A 19,391-nucleotide genomic window follows, 5' to 3' on the forward strand; every position below is an offset into this window, starting at 1 on the left:
CGCCTATGTCTCGATGGGCTCGTCACCCATCTAGACGGAGAAGACGCGGAGAATGTGACACCCGGCGGGCGATCGGTCTCAGGCGAAGCGTTCGATCGTGACGGGGATCAGCCCCAGCGCGCGGATCGCCTGCCGGTGGTGGTGCAGCAGCGCGCCGAGCGCCGTGGCGGGGGCCGCGCCCAGCCGCGCGGTCACGTCCACGCACCAGGCGATGCCCGACCCGATCCGGCGCAGCTCCCAGGAGAAGCCGTGGCCGTCGGCGTCGGCCGCGGCGGCGCCGGCCACGCGCGGGTCGCCGGTCGGCTCCAGCCGTAGCGCCGTGCGCGCGCTCGCCAGCGCGCCGGTGCCCAACTCCCCGGCGAACAGGATGCGGTAGCGGCGCGCGCCGGGCGAGGTGCCCAGGTCGAGCGGCCTGTCCCCGGGAAGGGGCTGGCGCTCGGACCGTGCCCGCAGTTGCGGCTCGGCAGGCAGCTCACCGCCGCCGAGCCGCGCGTACGCCTGCGCCGCCGCCCGCCGGTCCACCGCCGTCATCCTCGCCCGCAACCCGGCGTCGGAGCGCAGGTCCCGGCTGAGCGGTGCACCGCCCGTCCAGGCCCCGGCCGCCGGCACCGCTGCCGAGCACGTGTGCCCGCCTGCGTGCCCGTCCGGTGCGGGGCGCGCAGCCGCCGGCCGCCACGCGGCGGTGTCGATGCCGGCGGCGGTGTAGTCGTCGCAGAGGACGAACTCCTCGACGAGGATCGCCGCCGGTGACGGGCCGCCCGCCGTGGCGGCGATCAGGTAGTAGTCCACCCGATGAATGATCCTCGGCGGCCGGACGCGGTGGCAAGCTCATCACCCGGCCGGAGCGCCACGACGGCTCCGGGCCGCATGGGTCCCGCCCGTTCCGGGCAGGTAGGCCATCTGGCACCACGACCCCTATCTGCCAGGCACGGGAGGCATGAGCGATGCGGAACGGCCGGACCGGCGGGGCGCTCGCCGGCACCCTCACGGCGGCGGTGCTCCTGAGCGCCGGATGCACGGCAGGCGGCGATCAGGCACCGGACGGGGAGCGGGAACCGGCGGCCAAGCTGTCGATCACGCCCGCGGACGGCGCCGGGAAGGTCCCCCCGGACACCGGCGTCAGCGTCAAGGCCACCGGAGGCAAGGTCGGCGCGGTGAGCGTCGCCGACGCCAGGGGACGCGAGGTGCGGGGCTCCGTGGGCGCCGACGGCACGTGGCGGCCCCGGTGGTCGTTGCGGCCCTCGACCACGTACACGGTCAGCGCCCGGGCGACGGGCACCGACGGCAGGCCGGTCACCGGCCGGGCGACGTTCACCACGCTCGAACCGGAGCGCGTGCTGAAGAGCGGCATCTCGCCCCTGGACGGCGAGACGGTCGGGGTCGGGATGCCCGTGCAGCTGCTGCTGTCCCGGCCGGTGACGGGCAAGGAGCACCGGGCCGCGGTCGAGCGGTCGCTGGAGGTGCGGATGTCCCAGCCGGTCGAGGGGGCGTGGAGCTGGGTGAGCGACCGCGAGGTGCAGTTCAGGCCGCGCGCGTACTGGCCGGTGGGGGAGCAGGTGACGGTCGTGGCGCATCTTGCGGGCGTACGGGCCGGTGACGGCCTGTGGGGCGCCAAGGACCGCAGGCTGACCTTCACCGTCGGGGCCGAGCACATCACCAAGGTCAGCGCCGGAGCTCACAAGGCGGTGGTGCGGAAGAACGGCGACGTCGTCAGCACCATGCCGGTCAGCCTGGGCAAGCCGGGCGACGACAGCTACTCGGGCGTCATGATCGCCCAGGAGAAGGCGCCGGAGATCGTCATGGACTCGGCGACCGTCGGCAAGCCGGGGGAGTACCGGATCCGTACGAAGTGGAACGTCCGGATGACCTACAGCGGCACGTTCTTCCACGCCGCTCCCTGGTCGACCGGCGCGCAGGGCAGCCGCAACGTCAGCCACGGCTGCGTGAACGCCAGCCCGGAGAACGCCCGCTGGTTCTACGAGTTCACCCAGCGGGGCGACATCATCGAGGTCACCGGCACGTCGAGGAAACTGCGGTTCGGCAACGGGCCGACGCCGTGGGCGAAGTCGTGGGAGGACTGGCTGGCCGGCAGCGCGCTCGGCACCCCGGTCAACGGCTGACGCCCGCCTCCGGGCAGGGCACCATGCCGGGGACGGGGTGTTCGGCCTTGACGTGGGCCTCGGAGATGTATCCCCACCCGCCGTGCGCCCACGGCTCGTCGGCCACGGTGCGGTACCAATGTCCGTCGCCCGTCTCGACCACGCACAGGAAGACGTCGGGGCCCTCCCGGTCGAGCCGCCCGACCTTCGCGGTCGCCGCGCCCGGCCCGGCGTGCACCGTTCCTCCGGCGTTCGCGCAGGCGAAGCCTCTCTCCCAGGTCACCCCGAGGTCGGGGTCCTCGACCGGCGGCTTGATGGACGTGCGGGGATCGGCCTTCGCGCACGCGGGCGCCTCGCCCGGGGACACGGGTGCGAGGACCAGGAAGCCGGTCACGACGACGGCGACCAGTGACACGGCCGCCGCCCGCACCGGCCCGCCGAACCACCGCGACGGCCCGGCGAGCAGCAGACCGGCGTGCACGGCCAGCACCGCCGCGAGCGCGCCCCACGACCACGGATCGCCCAGGTTTCCGGTGGCCAGGTTGCCGGTCACGCCCGTCGCGGCCGGGAAGAGCAAGCCGGCGGCCCTCCTGAGCGACCGGCCCCGCGCCCCGGGCTCCTCCCGTGCGCCGAGCGCGCCGTCCTGTGTCACTGGTCACCGCCATCGATCCGTACGGTCCGGCGTCACGTAGCGTACCTGGTCAACTACGGTTAGTGCGGCCCTTCTCTATGGTGTTCGCCCGGCGATGTCGTCGGGCCCAGAAACCGGGCGGACAAACCCCCTCACTTGACTGAATAGGGGACAATTCATCGGATGACATTTTCGCCCCTCGTCTGATCGAGCTAGGAGCAGGCATGCAGATCGTACGGTTCGCCAACCCTCTGACCGGCGCGGACGCGGTCGGCGTCGACGACGGTGAACAGGTGGTGGAGCTGTCCGGGGTCACCACCGTCGGCGAGCTCCTCGGGCTCCCGTCCGCCGAGTTCCGAGCGCGGTGCGAGGGCGCCGACGGCCCCCGCCACGCCTCCGCGGACGTGCGGATCCTGCCTCCGGTGGACGGCCGGATGGAGGTGTGGGCCGCGGGCGTGACCTACCGGCGCTCGCGCGAGGCCAGGGTCGTCGAGAGCGAGCGCGCCGCCGACGTGTACGAGCTGGTCTACGACGCCGAAAGACCCGAGCTTTTCTTCAAGTCGGCGGCGTGGAAGGTCTCCGGGCACGGCGGGCGCATCTCGGCGCGCGCCGACTCGGAGATCGACGTGCCGGAGCCGGAGCTCGGGCTGGTGCTCAACGCCTCAGGGGAGATCGTCGGCTACACGGTGGTCGACGACGTGAGCTCGCGCACCATCGAGGGCGTCAACCCGCTCTACCTGCCGCAGGCGAAGATCTACCTGGGCGCGTGCGCGGTGGGCCCGGCGATCAGGCCCGCGTGGGAGGTCGCCGACCCGTACGCGCTGGACATCACGCTCTCCATCACCAGGGGCGGCGAGACGGTGTGGGACGGCAAGGCGAACACCTCGCAGCTCAACCGGCGCCTCGACGACCTGGCCTCCTACCTGTTCCGCGCCGACGTCTTCCCCGACGGCGCGGTGCTGGCGACCGGCACCTGCCTGGTCCCCGACCTGCCGTTCACGCTGCAGGAGGGCGACACGGTGAGCATCGCCGTCTCCGAGGTCGGCACGCTGACGACCGGCGTGGTCAGGGGCCTGGACGCCATGCGCTGACCTCCTCGCACGCCGCCCCGCCCGGTCACGGGGCGGCGTGGCTCTCAGCCCGCGCTGCCCTCCTTCTCGAAGGAGCTCAGCGTGGGGTCGTAGTCGAGGGCGCCGATGTCGTACATCGGGGTCATCCAGTGGTAGAAGTTGTCGCCGCGCTCGCGCAGCAGGTCGTACAGGCGGCGCATCATGCGGCGGCGGACCGGGGCCAGCTCCTGATGGGTGTACCGGTTGCTCAGCTCGTGCGGGTCGGCGTGCAGGTCGTACAGCTCGTTGACCGACTCCGGGTTGACGACCAGCTTGTAGCGGTCGTCGCGGATCATCCGCTGCGGGTAGGGGAAGTGGTGGCCGTGGAACTCGGCGAGCAGCTCGCCCGGCCATGCCGGGCGCTCGCCGCGGACGATCGGCGCCAGGCTGCGGCTGTCCACGGCCGGCTTCGTGTCGCAGCCGGCCAGCTCCAGGATCGTCGCCGTGCAGTCGGTGAGCGTGACGAACTCGTCCCTGACCTGCGGCTGCTGGCCGGGGATGCGGACGATGCCGGGGATCCGGTAGATGTCCTCGTACATCGCGGGGCCCTTGTCGTGCAGCCGGTGCGCCCCGGTGAACTCGCCGTGGTCGGCGGTGAAGAACACCGCCGTCCGGCCGGTGAGCCCAAGCTCGTCCATCCGGTCGAGGATCCGGCCGATCTGCCGGTCGATCAGCGTGACATAACCCCAGTAGACCGCGATCAGCTTGCGGGTGACCTCGATGGGGATCGTGTCGAACGTCCAGTGCGCGCTGTAGTTGCGCTGCACCGGCGGCTTGCCCTCGAACGTCTCCGCGATCGACGGCGGCAGCTCCACCAGGCTCGGGTCGTACATGTCGAAGTACTCGTCCGGCAGCAGGTACGGCAGGTGCGGCCCGAAGAAGTGCGTGGCCAGGAAGAACGGCCGCCCGTCCGCGGCGTAGCGCTCCATGTGCTCGATCGCCCTGGTCGCCAGGTAGTGCTCGAACGTCGCCTCAACCGGCTGGTGCAGCCGCGCCGCCAGCAGGTTGCCCTGGTTGCCGTTGGGCGTGGTGCCCCGGATCAGGTCCGAGATCCGGTACGGCGGCAACCCCCGCTCCTCCAGGTACGCCAGATAGTCGGGGTGGTCGACCGGGTTGTGCCAGCCCGGCAGGTCGGGCCCGTCGAAGCCGTAGGAGGCGGCGTTGCGGCTGGTGCCGCCGTGCCACTTGCCGATCAGCCCGAGCTGGTAGCCGCGCTCCCTCAGCGCCTCCGGGAAGGTGAACGCGTCCTCCCGCAGGTCCTCCAGGTAGCCGACGTTGCGCTCGTAGTTCGCCAGCAGGCGGTGCCGGAACGGCGCCTGCCCGGTGAGCAGGCTGGCCCGCGCCGGCGTGCAGATGGCCGTCGGCGTGTAGAACCGGTCGAACCGGGTGCCGGTCGCGGCCAGCCGGTCCAGGTTGGGCGTGGCCACGTGCGGGTTGCCGTAGCAGCCCAGGGTGTCGACGCGGTGCTGGTCGGTCATCAGGAACAGCAGGTTCACTTGGTGTAGGCCTCCGTGTAGAGGTCGCCGGTGTAGTAGGTCGCCGGATCCGGGCGGGACTTGAGCTGGCCGGTGCTGACGAAGAAGTCGCTCAGGCTGTTCAGCCACGTGGCGACTGTGCCGTCCTTGGTCTTGGCGACCAGGTCGGAGGTGCTCATGACCTGCACGTTCGCCGCGTCGGCCTTGACCTTGGCCTCGTCGAGCCTGAGCAGCGCGGCCGCCTCGGTGATCGCTTCCTCGGGGTGTGCCGCCCGCCAGTCGTTGGCCGCCTGCAGCACCTTGATCACCTTGCGGGTGACCTCCTGGTCCACGCCGGTGCCGCCGACGAACGCGGTCGGGAACGAACTGTCCGGGAACTCCTTGGTGCTGGCCAGTTCCACCGTGTCCGGAACCTTCTGCTTGATCGTGTCGATCAGCGGGTACCAGATCCCGGCGCCGTCGATCTGCCCGGCCGAGAACGCCGAGACGACCGTGGCAGGTCCATCAGGGTCTCCCGAGGGGATTGTCGTCTTGAGGCGGCGGGTAAATCGGGAGCGGGAGGGCCGTCAAGGCCCGGGTGTGCCCTGACCTGTCAGGTCTGCGCATCACGGATGTCCTTCCTGGTTTTGTCGGCGCCAGCCGATATCGTGGCGATGTCGTTACCGAACGTGATGGAGGTGGGTGTGCGCAGGTCGTTCCGATTCCTGCTGCGCCCCACCGCCCGGCAGGCGGCAGCGCTCGCGGCGTGCCTGGAGGACCACCGCCAGCTCTACAACGCCGCCTTGGAGCACCGCCGCACCGCCTACGCCAGGGCGGGGGTGAGCGTCCGGTACGGCGAGCAGTCGGCCGAGTTGAAACACATCCGGGGTGATGACCCGGACGGGCAGGGGTGTTGGTCGTTCTCCTCGCAGCAGGCCACCCTGCGACGGCTCGACAAGGCGTTTCGCGCGTTCTTCGACCGGGTCAAGGCCGGGCGCACGCCGGGGTTCCCGCGTTTCAAGGGGCGCGGCTGGTTCGACACGGTCGAGTGGCCGAAGGACGGCGACGGCTGCCGGTGGGACTCCCAGCCCGGCCACCCCACCACGACCTACGTGCGCCTCCAGGGGGTCGGGCACGTCCGCGTCCACCGGCACCGGCCCGTGCGCGGCCAGGTGAAGACGATCAGCGTCAAGCGCGAGGGCCCCCGGTGGTTCGTGGTGCTGTCGTGCGACGACGTGCCCGCCGGACCGCTGCCCGCCACCGGCGCGGTGGCCGGGATCGACATGGGCGTGGCGTCCCTCGTCACGACCAGCGACGGACAGCATCTGAGCAACCCCCGCCCCCTGGCCGCGTCCGCCGGCCGTCTGGCCGCCGCGCAGCGGGCTCTGGCCCGGAAGAAGCGGGGCTCCACGCGGCGGCGTGAGGCGGTGGCCCGCGTGGCCGCGTTGCACGCCAGGGTGCGCAGGCAACGTCTGGACGGCGCGCACAAGGCCGCGCTCGCCCTGGTCCGCACCTATGACGTGATCGTGCACGAGGGCCTGCGGATCGCGAACATGACCCGCTCGGCGTCCGGCACGATCGAAGCCCCCGGCCGCAACGTCGCACAGAAGTCCGGGTTGAACCGGAGCATCTTGGACGCTGGCTGGGGGGTGTTCCTGACGATCCTCGCGTACAAGGCTGAAAGCGCCGGTCGAGAGCTGATCGCGGTGAACCCCGCCGGCACCTCCCGCACCTGCGCCCGCTGCGGGCACTGTGCGAAGGAGAACCGCGTCACCCAGGCCGGGTTCGCCTGTACGGCGTGCGGGCATGCCGCGCACGCCGACGTGAATGCGGCGGTCAACATCTTGAGGGCAGGGCTTGCCCTTCGCCAGGCTGGGCAAGCGGCTTAGCGAGAAGCCGCTTCCTTCAGGGAGCGGAGGAGTCACGAGGAAGCCGATCGGGACAGCCAGCAGGGTGCCGTCGGCGATCAGCTCGCCCGCCTTGGCCGCCACCTGCAGAGGGCCGGGCAGGCCCTGCACGCCGATCGACGCCAGCAGCGTCCAGACGAGCAGGCCGATGACGACCGCGATCAGGTTGAGTGCGATGGCGCGCCGCGGGCGTCCGGCGCCGCGCCGTGCGGCCGGGGCCGCCGGTGACTTGCCCAGCGCGGTGAGCTGGGTCATGGGTTCTCCTTCGCCGGTCTCGTGCCGGGCTGGGTCGTCGGGGGGTCCTCCGCGAGCTCCGGGCCGGGCGGATAGCGCGAGAGCAGCGGGGACTCGTGCAGCACCAGGGCGATGCCGCCGAGGGCGCCGGCGACCTCGCCGAGGGTGGCGCGGCGCAGGCTCACCCGGTGCCGGGAGATCGGTATGACGTGGGCGCGCAACTCCCGCTCGATCGGGTCCATCAGCGCGCTCCCGGTCTCCGCCAGCTCGCCGCCGACCACGATCACGCTGGGACCGATCGCGTTGCACAGGGCGGCGAGCACACCGCCGATGCCGGCGCCCACGCCGTCCAGCACGGCCAGCGCCGCCGCGTCGCCCGCCCCGGCCGCCTTGGCCAGCTCGGGCACGTCGCCGGCGCGCCCGCCGGCGGCGCGGTAGGCGTCGAGGACGGCCCTGATCGAGGCGACGGTCTCCAGGCAGCCGGTGCCGCCGCAGTCGCAGCGGGCGCCGTCCTGGTCGACGGTGATGTGGCCGAACTCGCCGGACAGGCCGTACGCGCCGCGGTGCAGCGACCCGCCGACCACCAGCCCGCCGCCGACGCCGTGGGACAGGCGCAGGTACAGCACGTCCCGTACGCCGGCCGCGGCGCCCCAGATCGCCTCGCCCAGCGCGGCGAGCCTGGTGTTGTTGTCCAGCAGCACCGGAACGCCGAACCGCTCGCGCAGCAGCACCTGCGCCGGATGCGGCCCGGCCGGCTCCCCGACCGGGCCGACCACGCCGACGCCGATCGCGCTGAGCGCTCCCAGGCTGAGGGTGCCGCCGGTGAGCGAGCCGACGAGCCGGCCGGCCAGCTCGACCCGCTGCTCCCACGGCAGGTCGGCGTCGTGCGGCTCGCTGGCCGAGCCGACGATCTCGTGCGCCGGGTTGATGGCCGCGACGTGCAGCCCGCGCCGCGCGAAGTCGATGCCGATCGCCTGGCCGGCGTCCGGGTTGAGGGTCAGGGTCTCGGCCGGCCTGCCGCGCCCGCGCGGCGTCTCCCGCTCGCTCGCGGTGACGACCGCGCCGCCGGCCACGAGTTCGGCGAGGATGTCGTACAGGGTGGTACGGGACAGCCCGCAACGCCTGCCGAGCTCGCCGCGGCTGAGCGGGCCGTGCTTGCGCAGCAGTCCGAGCACGAGCTCCTCGTGCCCGCGCCGGAGCTGTGACAGGGGGCCACCGGGTTGTGACATACGGCAGAGTCTGCCTACTCACCGTCTTTTTCGTCAATAACCCGGAAAAATCCGTCCTGCCACCACGCTCGCTGCGCTGACCTGCGAAGAAGCGGACGCCAGAGGGCCCGAGGGCGGGCTATAACGTTCACGTAACGGCGCCTGGCGCGGCGGAACGCGAGGGGCGGCGACCGCCGGGGGAGGCACCCGGTGGCCGCCGCCAGGCGCGGGCCCGGCGTCACGAATCGCTCAGCCACACGTCCGCGAGCCGCTTGCCCTGATAGATCGGGCTGTCGTACAGATCCCGCACCCGCTCGCTGTAGATCGAGTAGTCGAACTTCTGGATCGGGTAGTAGACCTGGCGGATCACCGTCTCCATCCGGATCTGCATCTGCTTGTAGATCTCGTCGCGCCTGTCGTCGTCGAGCTCGGTGCGCGACCGGTCCACAGCGTCTCCCGAGGGGACCGTCGCCTTCAGTCGACAGGGGAATCGGGAGCGGGAGGGCCGCCAACGCCCGAGCGTGCAGTGACCCGCCTGGTCTGCACATCAGAGGTCTCCGTTCGTCGCATGTTAGATGGGCGGCACTGTTATAATGATCGTGTGACTCGGCACGTGCGCACTTCTCCCGGTGCAGCGTATGACCTCGGGTACCACGTGGTGTGGTGCCCGAAGTATCGCCGCCCGGTCCTTGGCGGCCGTGTGAAGGACCGCCTTGAGAAGTTGATCCGCGCCAAGGCCGACGAGCACGGGTGGGAGATCGTGGCGCTTGAGGTGATGCCGGATCACGTGCATCTGTTCGTCAAGCCCCACCCGAAGAACTCGCCGTCGTATGTGGCCAACCAGTTCAAGGGCTTCACCTCCCACCACCTGCGTGCCGAGTTCGGTCACCTGCGTTCCCAGTTGCCCACGCTGTGGTCACGGTCCTACTTCGTGGCCACGGTCGGCGCGGTGTCGGCCGAGACGGTGCAGCGCTATATCGAGACGCAGTACGAGCGCCCCAAAGGCGGTGGCCGTGCGTAGGTCGTACAAGTTCCTGCTCCGTCCCACGGGCAAGCAGGCCGCCACGCTCGCGGCATGCCTGGAGGACCACCGGCAGCTCTACAACGCCGCCCTGGAGCACCGCCGCACCGCCTACGCCAAGGCCGGGGCGAGCATCGGTTACGGCGACCAGTCGGCCGAGTTGAAGCACATCCGCGGCGACGACCCCGACGGGCAGGGCCGCTGGAGCTTCTCCTCCCAGCAGGCCAGCCTGCGGCGCCTGGACAAGGCGTTCCGCGCGTTCTTCGACCGGGTCAAGGCCGGGCGCACCCCGGGCTTTCCCCGGTTCAAGGGCCGGGGCTGGTTCGACACGGTCGAGTGGCCCAGGGACGGCGACGGCTGCCGGTGGGACTCCCAGCCCGAGCACCCGGCCGCGACGTTCGTGCGGTTGCAGGGCGTCGGGCACGTTCGCGTTCACCAGCACCGGGCGGTGAAAGGCCGGGTGAAGACGATCGCGGTGAAGCGGGAGGGCAGGCGCTGGTACGTGGTGCTGTCGTGTGACGACGTGCCCGCCGAGCCGCTTCCCGCCATCGGCGCGGTGGCAGGGATCGACCTGGGCGTCGCCTCGCTCGTCACCACCTCCGGCGGGGAGCACGTCGCCAATCCCCGCCACTTGGCCGCGACCGCCGACCGTCTCGCGGCGGCGCAGCGGGGCCTCGCCCGCAAGAAACAGGGCTCCAAGCGGCGGCGTAAGGCCGTGGCCCGCGTCGCGGCGCTGCATGCCAAGGTGCGCCGCCAGCGCCTGGACGGCGCGCACAAGGCCGCGCACGCCCTGGTCCACGCCTACGACATGATCGCGCACGAGGATCTGCGGATCGCGGGCATGACCCGCTCGGCGTCCGGCACGATCGAGGCCTCGGCCGCAACGTCGCCGCCAAGGCCGGTCTCAACCGTTCGATCCTGGATGCGGGCTGGGGGGTGTTCCTGACGATCCTCGCGCACAAGGCTGAAAGCGCCGGTCGCAAGCTGATCGCAGTGAACCCCGCCAACACCTCTCGCACGTGTGCCCGCTGTGGGCACTGCGCGAAGGAGAACCGCCCCACCCAAGCCGCGTTCGCGTGTACGGCGTGTGGACATACCGCGCACGCCGACGTGAACGCGGCGGTCAACATCTTGAGGGCAGGGCTTGCCCTTCGCCAGGCTGCGCAAGCGGCTTAGCGAGAAGCCGCTCCCTTCAGGGAGCGGAGGAGTCACCTTCCTGCCTCCAATCCGCCTCAGCGCGGCGGTTCCGAGGGACGGGGGGTTCGACCGGCCGTCACGTCGGTGGACACGTTCTGCTCGGTGGCGCGGGCCAGGCTCGGGGCCAGCCGGGACACCATGCGGCGCCCCCACCACAGGCCGGCGGCCCGATCGGCGGCCGACCGGTGCAGGCGGGGGTCGAGGTGGTCGCGCAGGGCGTCGCCGAGCAGGTTGAAGCTGAACACGGCGATCGACAGGGCGACGGAGGGCACGATGATCAGCCACGGGGCGCGTTCGACGTAGCGCACCCCTTCGGAGAGCATCAGCCCCCATGACGGGGTGGGCGGCGGCGCGCCGATGCCGAGGAAGCTCAGCGCCGACTCCGCGATGATCACGCCGGCGAAGATGAGGCTGCCCAGGGTCAGCACCGATGCCAGCATGTTGGGCAGCACGTGCAGGGCCAGGATGCGCGGCGCGCGTGCCCCGGTCGCCCTGGCGGCCTCGACGTACGGTTCCTGGCGGACCCGCAACGTCTCGGCGCGGGCGATCCGGTTGAACGACGGCGTGATCACCACGGTCAGCGCGATGATCGTGTTACGTACCGACGGGCCCAGGATCACCGCGATGAACAGCAGCAGGACGATCCCGGGGACGGCCTGCACCGCGTCCATCACCCGCTGCACGACCAGATCCGGCCCTCGGCCGAAATAGCCCGAGACCACGCCGATCACGGTGCCGAGCACCAGGCTGACGCCGGTGGTCGTGACGCCGACGACCAGCGACGTCCGGGCGCCGTGAATCGTCCGGCTCAGCACGTCCCTGCCCAGGTCGTCGGTGCCGAACAGGTAGGCCGCCGAGGGCGAGTCCAGGATGTCCCTGCGGAACTGTTCCAGCGGATCGTACGGAGCGATCCACGGCGCGAGCAGCGCCACCAGCACGAAGAAGCAGATCAGCAGTGACGCGGCGGCGCCCAGCGGCTGGGAGCGCATGAAGACGCGCAGCGCCTTCCTCCCGCGCCGGAGCGGGGCCCAGCGCGGCGGCCGGGGCGCCGGGGGGACCGGGCGCGTCCCGGTCAACGTCCGCTTCTCGGTCACGACAGCGCCTTCCCGGTCCGGATCCGCGGATCGACCAGCGCGTACAGCAGGTCGATCAGGATGATCGTGATGACGAACAGGCCCGCGTAGAAGATCGTGCAGGCCACCACCACCGGATAGTCACGGTCGAGCACGGCCTGGTAGATGAGCTGTCCGGTGCCCGGAAGCCCGAACATCCGCTCGATGATCACCGTTCCGCCGAGCACGGTGGCCAGCTCCAGGCCGAGCAGGGTGAGCACCGCGATCGTCGAGTTCCGCAGCGAGTGCTTGAGCACCACGGTGCGCTCCCGCACGCCCTTGGCGCGCACCGTGCGGATGTAGTCCGATCCCAGCGACTCCAGCATCGACGAGCGGGTCAGCCGGGCCACCGCGGCCATCCCGCCGGTGCCCAGCGCGAACACGGGGATCGCCATCTGCTGGGCCCAGCTCGTGAAGTCCTCGGTCGGCTCGGCGTACACCAGCGGCGGCGACCAGGCGAACCAGAGCGCGAACGCGGTCAGCAGCAGCAGGGCGACCACGAAGTTCGGCACCGACAGGAACGCCACCGCGAACACCCGCAGTGCGCTGTCCGTGGCCGAGCCGCGGGTGACCGCGGCGATGATGCCGACCGTGAGGCCGAGCGCCGTGCCGACCAGCATCGCCAGCAGCCCGAGCTGCACGGTCACCGGGACCCGGGCCAGGAACAGGTCGATGACCGGCTCCTTGTTGTAGAACGAGGCGCCCAGGTCACCCCGGACGGCGCCGGCGAGCCACTCCCACAGCTGCACCCACACCGGGTCGTCCAGGCCGAACTCGGCGCGCAGCGCGTCGGCCGCCTCCTTGCTCACGCCGGTGTCCTGCAACTGCAGGCTCACCGCGTCGCCGGGCACCAGCCGCATGATCACGAACACGAAGATCGTGACCAGGCACATGACCACCGCGCCGTACCCCAGCCTGCGCAGCGTGTAGCCGATCACCGCGCGCTCGCCTCCCGCCGGGCGTCGAACAGGTGACAGGCCACGGCCCGGCCGCCCGCCACGCCGTGCGGGGCGGGCGCCTCCTCCCGGCACCGCTCCACCGCCTTCGGGCAGCGCGGATGGAACCGGCAGCTCGGCGGGGGACTGCTCGGGCTGGCGGGCTCGCCGCGCGGCGCCGAGCGGCGAGCCCGCCCGTCGGCCCGCTCCGGCGCGAACTCGGGCACGGCGGACACCAGCATCTCGGTGTACGGGTGGCGGGGATCGGCGAACAACGCGTCGCCGTCGCCGCGTTCCACGATCTCCCCCAGGTACATGACGCACACCTCGTCGGCCATGTACCGCACGACGTTGAGATCGTGCGCGATGAACAGGTAGGACAGCCCGAGCTCGGACTGCAGCCGCTTGAGCAGGTTCAGCACCTGGGCCTGCACCGAGACGTCGAGAGCCGAGACGGCCTCGTCACAGACGATCAGTTCGGGGTCGGTGGCCAGCGCCCTGGCGATGCCGATGCGCTGCGCCTGCCCGCCGGAGAACTGGTGGCAGAACTTGTACAGGTCGCCCGAGCCCAGCCCGACCCGCTCCAGCAGCTCCACCACCCGGTCCACGCGGGCGGAGCCCTTGGCGATGCGGTGCACGGCGAGCGGCTCGCCGACCGCGTCGAGCACGCGCATGCGGGGGTTGAGCGAGCCGAGCGGGTCCTGGAAGACGATCTGCATCCGCCGCCGCAGTGCCTGCATCCGGCCCCGCGAGGCCCGCAGCAGGTCGACGCCGTCGAAGGTGACCTGACCCGAGGTGGGGTCGAGCAGGCGCAGGGCCAGCCGGGCGACCGTCGACTTGCCCGAACCGGACTCGCCCACCAGCCCGACCGTGCGGCCGCGCGGGATCCGCAGCGAGACGCCGTTGACCGCCTGCACCACGCTGCGCCGCGACCGGAACCGCTTGACCAGGTCGCGCGCCTCGAACAGCGGCGCCTCCGTCGTCGCGTCAGGCGACATGGTGCACCTCGCCGGCGGCCGGCGCGGGCGGGGCCTGCAGCGAGCCCTCGTGCAGCCAGCACCGGCTGGCCCGGCCCGGCCGCAGCTCGTACAGCGGGGGTTCCGCCTCCGGGCAGCGATCGTGCACCGACGGGCAGCGCGGGTGGAACCGGCAGCCCGAGGGCGCCTCCGCCGGTGTCGGCGCGCTTCCCGCGATGGCCGGCATGGGCCGGTCCCGCGGGGTGGCCGGGGTCGGGATCGAGTCGATCAGAGCCCGCGTGTACGGATTGCGCGGCGAGCGCAGCACCTCCGCCACCGGTCCCTGCTCCACCACCCGCCCGGTGTACATCACCACGACACGGTCGGCCATCTCCGCCACCACCGCCATGTCGTGGGTGATGAGCAGCAGCGCCGTGCCGTGCTCGCGCTGCATCGTGCGCAGCAGCTCCAGGATCTGCGCCTCGACGGTCACGTCCAGCGCCGTGGTGGGCTCGTCGGCGATGAGCAGCGCCGGCTCGCCCGCAAGGGCGATCGCCACCATGACCCGCTGCTGCTGGCCGCCGGACAACTCGTGCGGATAGGCACGTACGCGTCGCTCCGGATCCGGCAGCCCGACCTCCCGCAACAGCTTCACGGCCCGCGCCCTGGCGGCCCCGCGCGTCACGGGCCGGTGCGCCCGCAACGCCTCGACCAGCTGGTCACCGATCGTGAACAGCGGGTCCAGCGAGCTCATCGGGTTCTGGAAGATCATGGCGAGCTCGGAGCCGCGCAGTTGCCGCAGCCGCTCGGGGGCGGCTCCCACGAGTTCCTCGTCCCGCAGCAGCACCGAGCCCGCCGAGATGTTGCCCGAGCCGAGCAGCCCCAGCAGCGCCAGCGACGACACGCTCTTGCCGGAAGCCGCGCTGCCCGGCGCCGAGCACCAGCAGGGTGTCGCCCAGCCCCACGCCGCCCAGGTGGCAGGCCCAGCGCACGCCCGCGCCCAGCGGGTTGAACATCGCGGCCACCTCGGCAGGGAGGGCCGGGTCGATGGGGTGCAGAATCGTGCGGGGCGACAGGTACATGTACTCGGCGAACCCGCCCCACAGCGACGGCGCCACGTCGAGCGACGCGACTCCGTGGCCCGGCCTGCGGTTGGGGCACGACTGGTAGCGCCCGGTCAGGCACCTGCGGCAGGAGTGGCACGGGATGATGATCTCGACGGCCACCCGGTCGCCGGGCTTGACGCCCCACCGCTCGGCGGCCCGCTCGCCGACCTCCTCGACGATGCCCATCGGCTCGTGCCCGGGCACGAACGGCTTCGGATCGTCCTGGTCCATCGACCCGAGGTGTCCTCTGTAGATCTCGACGTCGCTGCCGCAGACGCCGTTGGCCTCCACGCGGAGCAGGCCGTCGTCCGGGCCGATCCTCGGGCGGGGGAACTCGCGCACCTCGATCTTGTTCGGGGCGACCTGCACTGCCGCGCGTACCGTGTCTGCCATCGAAAGGGGGCCTTCCTCCTGGTGGGTTTCGCTGTCAGGATGGCGGCGCCGGCAGGGGAACGCGACGAGGATTTCACGTCGCGGAAAGCATTCATGAACGCTGTTCACGGCCGCGCATTTGCTTTCCGCGACGCGAAAGTCAGGTGGCTCGCCGGCCGGCCCGCTGGGCATAGTGGAGCACCGCTGGCCATTGCTCAGAAGCATCGCCTCGACTACGACTCATGCGCCGCGGCCGTCCGTGCGTGACTCCGCCGCCAGTATCCGAGCACCGGCACTCCCACCTCCCGGAAGGACCATCAGTGATCAAACCCGGCTTCGTCGCGGCAGAGGACCGAGAGACCGTCACCGCGATGCTCCGCGCGCAGCTCGCCGGGCTGCCCGCGCGCTCTCCGTTCTACGCCGACCTGTTCGCCGGGCACGGGGTCGATCCGTCGGCGCTGGTCTCCCTCGACGATCTGCGCAAGCTGCCCTTCACGGACAAGCAACTCCTGCGCGACTCCCAGGCGGACTCGCCCCCGCTCGGCCGGCACGCGGGCGTCGACATGGTCGACGTGATCCGCGTCCACGCCTCCACCGGCACCACCGGCAAGCCGAGCTGGGTGGGGGTGACCCGGCGTGACGCCGGGACGTGGACCGAGATGGTGGCGCGGGCGTTCACGACCATGGGCGCGCGGCGCGAGGACGTCGTGCTGCACGGCTCCGGGCTGACGCTGTTCGTGGGCGGGCTGCCGATCAGGGACGCGCTGGAGCACATCGGCTGCACGATGGTCCCGATCGGCACCGGGGCGTCGGACAAGGCGGTCCAGGCGCTGGAGTCCCTGGGCGTCACCGCGCTGCACGCCACCCCCTCCTACGTGCGCTACCTGGCCGAGCACGTACGCAAGCTGGGGCGCGACCCCAAGGAGTTCGGCATCACCAAGATCTTCGTGGGGGGCGAGCCAGGGGGCGGCGAGCCCGCGTTCCAGCAGCGCATGGAGCAGGAGTGGGGCGCGCGCGTCACCGAGGGCCTGGGCAACGCGGACATGGCGCCGGTGTTGTTCGCCGAGCCTCCGGGCGCCGGCGGCATGCGGTTCACCGGCGGCCGGCACGTGGTGGTGGAGCTCATCGACCCGGACACCGGCGAGCCGATCGACCCCGAGCCGGGCGCGACGGGCGAGCTCGTCTACACCTCGGTCGACCGCGAGTGCTGCCCGCTCGTCCGGTTCCGCACCCGGGACCGCGTGCTGGTGACCGGGCTCGCCGGCGACGGCGCGCCGCTCATCCGGTGTGTGGGCCGTACCGACGACATGCTGATCGTGCTGGGGGTGAACGTGTTCCCCACGGCGATCCGCGATCTGGCGCAGACCCTGCATCCCCGGACGAACGGCGTGGTGCAGGTCGTCCTTCCCGGCCCGGGACCGCGCGTGGAGCCGCCGCTGCGGGTCGACGTCGAGCTCGGCGAGGAGCCCGGTGACCAGGAGCGGCTGCGGCAGGAGATCGAGGAGCTGATCCGGGCCCGGCTGACGGTGCGGGCCACGGTCGTCCTCGTCCCGCCCGGCTCGCTGGAGCGTACGGAGATGAAGTCCCGCCTGACCCGGGTCTGCGGCTGACGGACCGCCGGCGACCCGCGGGCGCACGGCCCGGCCACCCCCGCCGGGCCGGTCAGGCACACGAGGACAGGAGCAGGAAATGTCAGACGACCCGATGATCGATCCCTTCGCCGGCGCGGGTCCCCGGTGGATGACCGGGCGCACCGCGCTCGTCACAGGGGGCGGCCAGAACACCTCCTACCCGGGCGTCGGGTACGCCATCTGCCGGGTGCTGGCCAGGCACGGCGCCCGCGTCGCGGTGCTCGACAGGAACGAGGAGGCCGCCGAGCGCACGGTGAAGCTGATCGTGGGGGAGGGCGGTGAGGCGATCTCCGTGGTCGCCGACGTGACCGACGACCGGGCCTGCGCCGGGGCCGTGGCCGAGGTGGCCGACCGCCTGGGCGCGCTCGACACGGTGGTCAACAACGTCGCGGCCGGCGACCGCAGCGGGCTGTTCGACACCACCCCCGAGCACTACGACCGGCTGATGGACATCAACCTCAAGTCCGCGTGGTCGATCACCCGGCATGCCGTCCCGGTGCTGCCGCGCGGCAGCTCGATCGTGAACATCTCGTCCGTCGGGGCGCGCCGGCGCGGGCCCGGCCTGATCTACTGCGTGGCCAAGGCAGGCCTGGAGAACCTGACCGAGGGGGCGGCGACCACGCTCGGGCCGCAGGGCATCCGCGTCAACTGCATCGCGGTCGGCGCGATCTACGGGGCGTTCGCCGCGAAGGGCTCCATGACCCCGGAGATGCGTGAGCAGCGCCGTGAGGGCACCGCGCTGAAGACCGAGGGCACCTCCTGGGACATCGCGCACGCCGCGCTGTTCCTGCTGAGCGACCGGGCCCGGTGGATCTCCGGGCACATCCTGCCGGTCGAGGGCGGTCCCCCGCACCGCTACCCGGTCGAGCCGGTCACCTCCGTCCCGATGGGGGAGTGACCGGACGCGCCGGGAACGGCCCGCATCAGGGGAGCGGGCCGCTCCCGGCGCGTCCGGGTTTCCCGCGGGCGCGGGCTCTCGACCGGGTTTCCCGGGGTTGCGGACCCTCAGCGTCCCGCGGAGCCGGAGTACTTGACCTCGCGCACCTGCCAGTGCGCGGTCTGGCGCGGCACCCCGGCGCCGGTGACGGCCGAGGGCGCTCCGAGGGCGCGGGAGATGCTGCGGGAGGTCGCGGCGAGCGCGGGCACCAGGGAGTGCGGGGACGGCGAGCCGAGCGGCACGGTGATGCCGACCGCGGCCACGACGCGGTCGCGGGGGCCGCGGATGGGCACCGCGACGGCCATCGCGTCGTGGGTGAGCTGGCTCTGCACGATGGCGACGCCCGACTTGCGGACCTCGGCCAGGAAGTGCCGCAGCGCGTCGGGGTCGGTGAGCGTGTGCTCGGTGTAGCGGCGCAGCTTGGAGGCGAGCACCTCCTCCTGGAACTCCTGGGAGGAGTGGGCGAGCAGCACCAGCCCGGTGCCGGTCGCGTGCATGGGCCAGCGCCCGCCCAGCCTGCTCGGCACCGGGACGGTGTCGCGGGCGCGCAGCGACTCGACGTAGATGACGTCGTGCCCTTCCGGCACGCCGAGGTGGATGTTGCCCCGGGTGGCGTGCTGCAGGTCGTGCAGGTACGGAAGCGCGATCTCGCGCAGCTGTCCGCCCTGCGGCGCCAGGGTGCCGAGCTCCAGGATGCGTAGGCCGATGCTGTACTTTCCGTCGCTGTGCCGGGACAGCGCGCCCCAGCGGCGTAGTTCGTTGAGCAGCCGGTGGGTGGTGCTGAGCGTGAGTCCGGTTCTGCGGCTGATGTCGCTGAGGGACAGCGCCAGGTTCTCGGTGTCGAAGACGCCGAGGATGGAGAGCACGCGCTGGGCCGATGTCAGGCGATGGGGTTCGAGAGACTTGTCTGCCAGGACAGTCACCAATTCACCTGCCTGTCCGTTAATTCTTGACCTAGTTACGTGGGCGTTACCCAGGCTACATAAACGGACAGCCTTTCGATAGTAGCCCAAACTGGTCGAAAATCCCTTCCGCTGGACGGAAAAGGGGTTTCCCGTGCGGAAGGCCATCAGGGCATACGAACGAAATACCACTAGCCCTTCCGTGTCATGAAAGTCGAGATTTCTTCTGTAATGCCACGGTCTACATTGCTCTGAGCAGGGTCGTAGTCGCACCCGGTCACCCCCGCAGGACGTACCGGCGGCCCCGATCACGAGTGAGGCGAAGATGCGCGACGAAACACGTCTGGAGCAGATCCGGTCCACCCTGGCCGTCGACGGCTACCAGTTGAGCGTCGAGGAGGCCGGCTCCGCCTTCGACGTGCGGATCACCGCCGGAGCCGGCAGCTGCCCCGACTGCCTGGTCCCCAAGAACATGATGGTGAGCATGCTGGCGCCGATCCTCGGCGTGGGACCCGACGGCATCCGGCTGTCCTACCCCGGCGACGTCGCACCGGCGTGATGGGCCGAGCGGGTGGCGAGC

General features: G+C 71.7%; 20 protein-coding genes and 1 pseudogene. 9 read left to right on the forward strand and 12 right to left on the reverse strand.

What is annotated here, in order from left to right:
• Positions 1–78 precede the first annotated feature (78 nt).
• Complete coding sequence (locus tag ACTWPV_RS02930) at positions 79–789, reverse strand: hypothetical protein (protein ID WP_443150472.1); 711 nt, start codon at positions 787–789, stop codon at positions 79–81.
• A gap of 155 nt (positions 790–944) precedes the next feature.
• Here ACTWPV_RS02930 and ACTWPV_RS02935 point away from each other — a divergent pair, with 155 nt between their 5' ends.
• Complete coding sequence (locus ACTWPV_RS02935) at positions 945–2,120, forward strand: Ig-like domain-containing protein (RefSeq protein ID WP_443150473.1); 1,176 nt, start codon at positions 945–947, stop codon at positions 2,118–2,120.
• On the opposite strand, the gene ACTWPV_RS02940 is transcribed toward ACTWPV_RS02935, so the two are convergent.
• The gene (locus tag ACTWPV_RS02940; RefSeq protein ID WP_443150474.1) at positions 2,110–2,751 is read right to left on the reverse strand and encodes a hypothetical protein; all 642 of its coding nucleotides are present in this window, start codon (positions 2,749–2,751) and stop codon (positions 2,110–2,112) included. The genes ACTWPV_RS02935 and ACTWPV_RS02940 overlap by 11 nt on opposite strands.
• A 203-nt stretch (positions 2,752–2,954) precedes the next feature.
• On the opposite strand from ACTWPV_RS02940, the gene ACTWPV_RS02945 reads away from it, so the two are divergent.
• Positions 2,955–3,821 (forward strand): fumarylacetoacetate hydrolase family protein, encoded by an 867-nt coding sequence (locus tag ACTWPV_RS02945; RefSeq protein WP_443150475.1) that lies wholly within the window; start codon positions 2,955–2,957, stop codon positions 3,819–3,821.
• Positions 3,822–3,865: 44 nt separating this feature from the next.
• Here the strand turns inward: ACTWPV_RS02945 and ACTWPV_RS02950 are convergent, their stop codons facing one another.
• Together ACTWPV_RS02950 and ACTWPV_RS02955 are read right to left on the reverse strand one after the other, a co-directional pair.
• Positions 3,866–5,335 (reverse strand): sulfatase-like hydrolase/transferase, encoded by a 1,470-nt coding sequence (locus ACTWPV_RS02950; protein WP_443150476.1) that lies wholly within the window; start codon positions 5,333–5,335, stop codon positions 3,866–3,868.
• Positions 5,332–5,715, reverse strand: a complete 384-nt coding sequence (locus ACTWPV_RS02955) for a hypothetical protein (protein ID WP_443150477.1) — start codon at positions 5,713–5,715, stop codon at positions 5,332–5,334. The genes ACTWPV_RS02950 and ACTWPV_RS02955 overlap by 4 nt, the downstream gene beginning before the upstream one ends.
• 282 nt (positions 5,716–5,997) lie before the next feature.
• Between ACTWPV_RS02955 and ACTWPV_RS02960 the strand changes: the two genes are divergently transcribed.
• On the forward strand, positions 5,998–7,182 hold the full coding sequence (locus tag ACTWPV_RS02960; protein ID WP_443150478.1) for an RNA-guided endonuclease InsQ/TnpB family protein: 1,185 nt from the start codon (positions 5,998–6,000) through the stop codon (positions 7,180–7,182).
• Positions 7,183–7,451: 269 nt separating this feature from the next.
• On the opposite strand, the gene ACTWPV_RS02965 is transcribed toward ACTWPV_RS02960, so the two are convergent.
• Both ACTWPV_RS02965 and ACTWPV_RS02970 read right to left on the reverse strand, forming a co-directional pair.
• Positions 7,452–8,663, reverse strand: coding sequence for an ROK family protein (locus tag ACTWPV_RS02965; RefSeq protein ID WP_443150479.1), 1,212 nt, complete (start codon positions 8,661–8,663; stop codon positions 7,452–7,454).
• Positions 8,664–8,880: 217 nt separating this feature from the next.
• Positions 8,881–9,090, reverse strand: coding sequence for a hypothetical protein (locus ACTWPV_RS02970; RefSeq protein WP_443150480.1), 210 nt, complete (start codon positions 9,088–9,090; stop codon positions 8,881–8,883).
• 153 nt (positions 9,091–9,243) lie between these two features.
• Here ACTWPV_RS02970 and tnpA point away from each other — a divergent pair, with 153 nt between their 5' ends.
• Genes tnpA through ACTWPV_RS02985 form a run of 3 tightly spaced genes read left to right on the forward strand, consistent with a single transcriptional unit; the run spans position 9,244 to position 10,839 of the window.
• The gene (tnpA, locus tag ACTWPV_RS02975; RefSeq protein ID WP_443150481.1) at positions 9,244–9,663 is read left to right on the forward strand and encodes an IS200/IS605 family transposase; all 420 of its coding nucleotides are present in this window, start codon (positions 9,244–9,246) and stop codon (positions 9,661–9,663) included.
• Positions 9,656–10,609, forward strand: a complete 954-nt coding sequence (locus ACTWPV_RS02980) for an RNA-guided endonuclease InsQ/TnpB family protein (RefSeq protein ID WP_443150482.1) — start codon at positions 9,656–9,658, stop codon at positions 10,607–10,609. The genes tnpA and ACTWPV_RS02980 overlap by 8 nt, the downstream gene beginning before the upstream one ends.
• Positions 10,600–10,839 carry a zinc ribbon domain-containing protein gene (locus tag ACTWPV_RS02985; protein ID WP_443150483.1) on the forward strand — a complete coding sequence of 80 codons (240 nt, stop codon included), beginning with the start codon at positions 10,600–10,602 and terminating at the stop codon, positions 10,837–10,839. The genes ACTWPV_RS02980 and ACTWPV_RS02985 overlap by 10 nt, the downstream gene beginning before the upstream one ends.
• 56 nt (positions 10,840–10,895) lie before the next feature.
• On the opposite strand, the gene ACTWPV_RS02990 is transcribed toward ACTWPV_RS02985, so the two are convergent.
• From ACTWPV_RS02990 to ACTWPV_RS03010, 5 genes and pseudogenes are all read right to left on the reverse strand, one after another.
• On the reverse strand, positions 10,896–11,954 hold the full coding sequence (locus ACTWPV_RS02990; RefSeq protein ID WP_443150484.1) for an ABC transporter permease: 1,059 nt from the start codon (positions 11,952–11,954) through the stop codon (positions 10,896–10,898).
• The gene (locus tag ACTWPV_RS02995; RefSeq protein WP_443150485.1) at positions 11,951–12,910 is read right to left on the reverse strand and encodes an ABC transporter permease; all 960 of its coding nucleotides are present in this window, start codon (positions 12,908–12,910) and stop codon (positions 11,951–11,953) included. The genes ACTWPV_RS02990 and ACTWPV_RS02995 overlap by 4 nt, the downstream gene beginning before the upstream one ends.
• On the reverse strand, positions 12,907–13,905 hold the full coding sequence (locus ACTWPV_RS03000; RefSeq protein WP_443150486.1) for an ABC transporter ATP-binding protein: 999 nt from the start codon (positions 13,903–13,905) through the stop codon (positions 12,907–12,909). The genes ACTWPV_RS02995 and ACTWPV_RS03000 overlap by 4 nt, the downstream gene beginning before the upstream one ends.
• A complete protein-coding gene (locus ACTWPV_RS03005) occupies positions 13,895–14,767 on the reverse strand; it encodes an ABC transporter ATP-binding protein (protein ID WP_443150487.1) in 873 nt (290 codons plus the stop codon). Before ACTWPV_RS03005 ends, ACTWPV_RS03000 begins: the two co-directional genes overlap by 11 nt.
• A 157-nt stretch (positions 14,768–14,924) precedes the next feature.
• Positions 14,925–15,566 (reverse strand): annotated as a pseudogene (locus ACTWPV_RS03010) (alcohol dehydrogenase catalytic domain-containing protein); the annotation flags it as partial.
• 95 nt (positions 15,567–15,661) lie between these two features.
• Between ACTWPV_RS03010 and ACTWPV_RS03015 the strand changes: the two are divergent.
• Both ACTWPV_RS03015 and ACTWPV_RS03020 read left to right on the forward strand, forming a co-directional pair.
• Positions 15,662–16,951: a phenylacetate--CoA ligase family protein gene (locus ACTWPV_RS03015; RefSeq protein ID WP_443150488.1), complete on the forward strand. Its 1,290-nt coding sequence runs from the start codon at positions 15,662–15,664 to the stop codon at positions 16,949–16,951.
• 79 nt (positions 16,952–17,030) lie between these two features.
• Positions 17,031–17,870, forward strand: a complete 840-nt coding sequence (locus tag ACTWPV_RS03020) for an SDR family NAD(P)-dependent oxidoreductase (RefSeq protein WP_443150489.1) — start codon at positions 17,031–17,033, stop codon at positions 17,868–17,870.
• 107 nt (positions 17,871–17,977) lie between these two features.
• Here ACTWPV_RS03020 and ACTWPV_RS03025 read toward each other — a convergent pair whose 3' ends face one another.
• The gene (locus ACTWPV_RS03025; RefSeq protein ID WP_443150490.1) at positions 17,978–18,832 is read right to left on the reverse strand and encodes an IclR family transcriptional regulator; all 855 of its coding nucleotides are present in this window, start codon (positions 18,830–18,832) and stop codon (positions 17,978–17,980) included.
• A gap of 304 nt (positions 18,833–19,136) precedes the next feature.
• Here ACTWPV_RS03025 and ACTWPV_RS03030 point away from each other — a divergent pair, with 304 nt between their 5' ends.
• Entirely contained in the window at positions 19,137–19,370 is a 234-nt protein-coding gene (locus tag ACTWPV_RS03030) for a hypothetical protein (protein WP_347641951.1), read from the forward strand.
• Positions 19,371–19,391: the final 21 nt, after the last annotated feature.

The sequence above is a fragment of the Nonomuraea sp. KM88 genome, from assembly GCF_052245635.1.
GTDB lineage: Bacteria > Actinomycetota > Actinomycetes > Streptosporangiales > Streptosporangiaceae > Nonomuraea.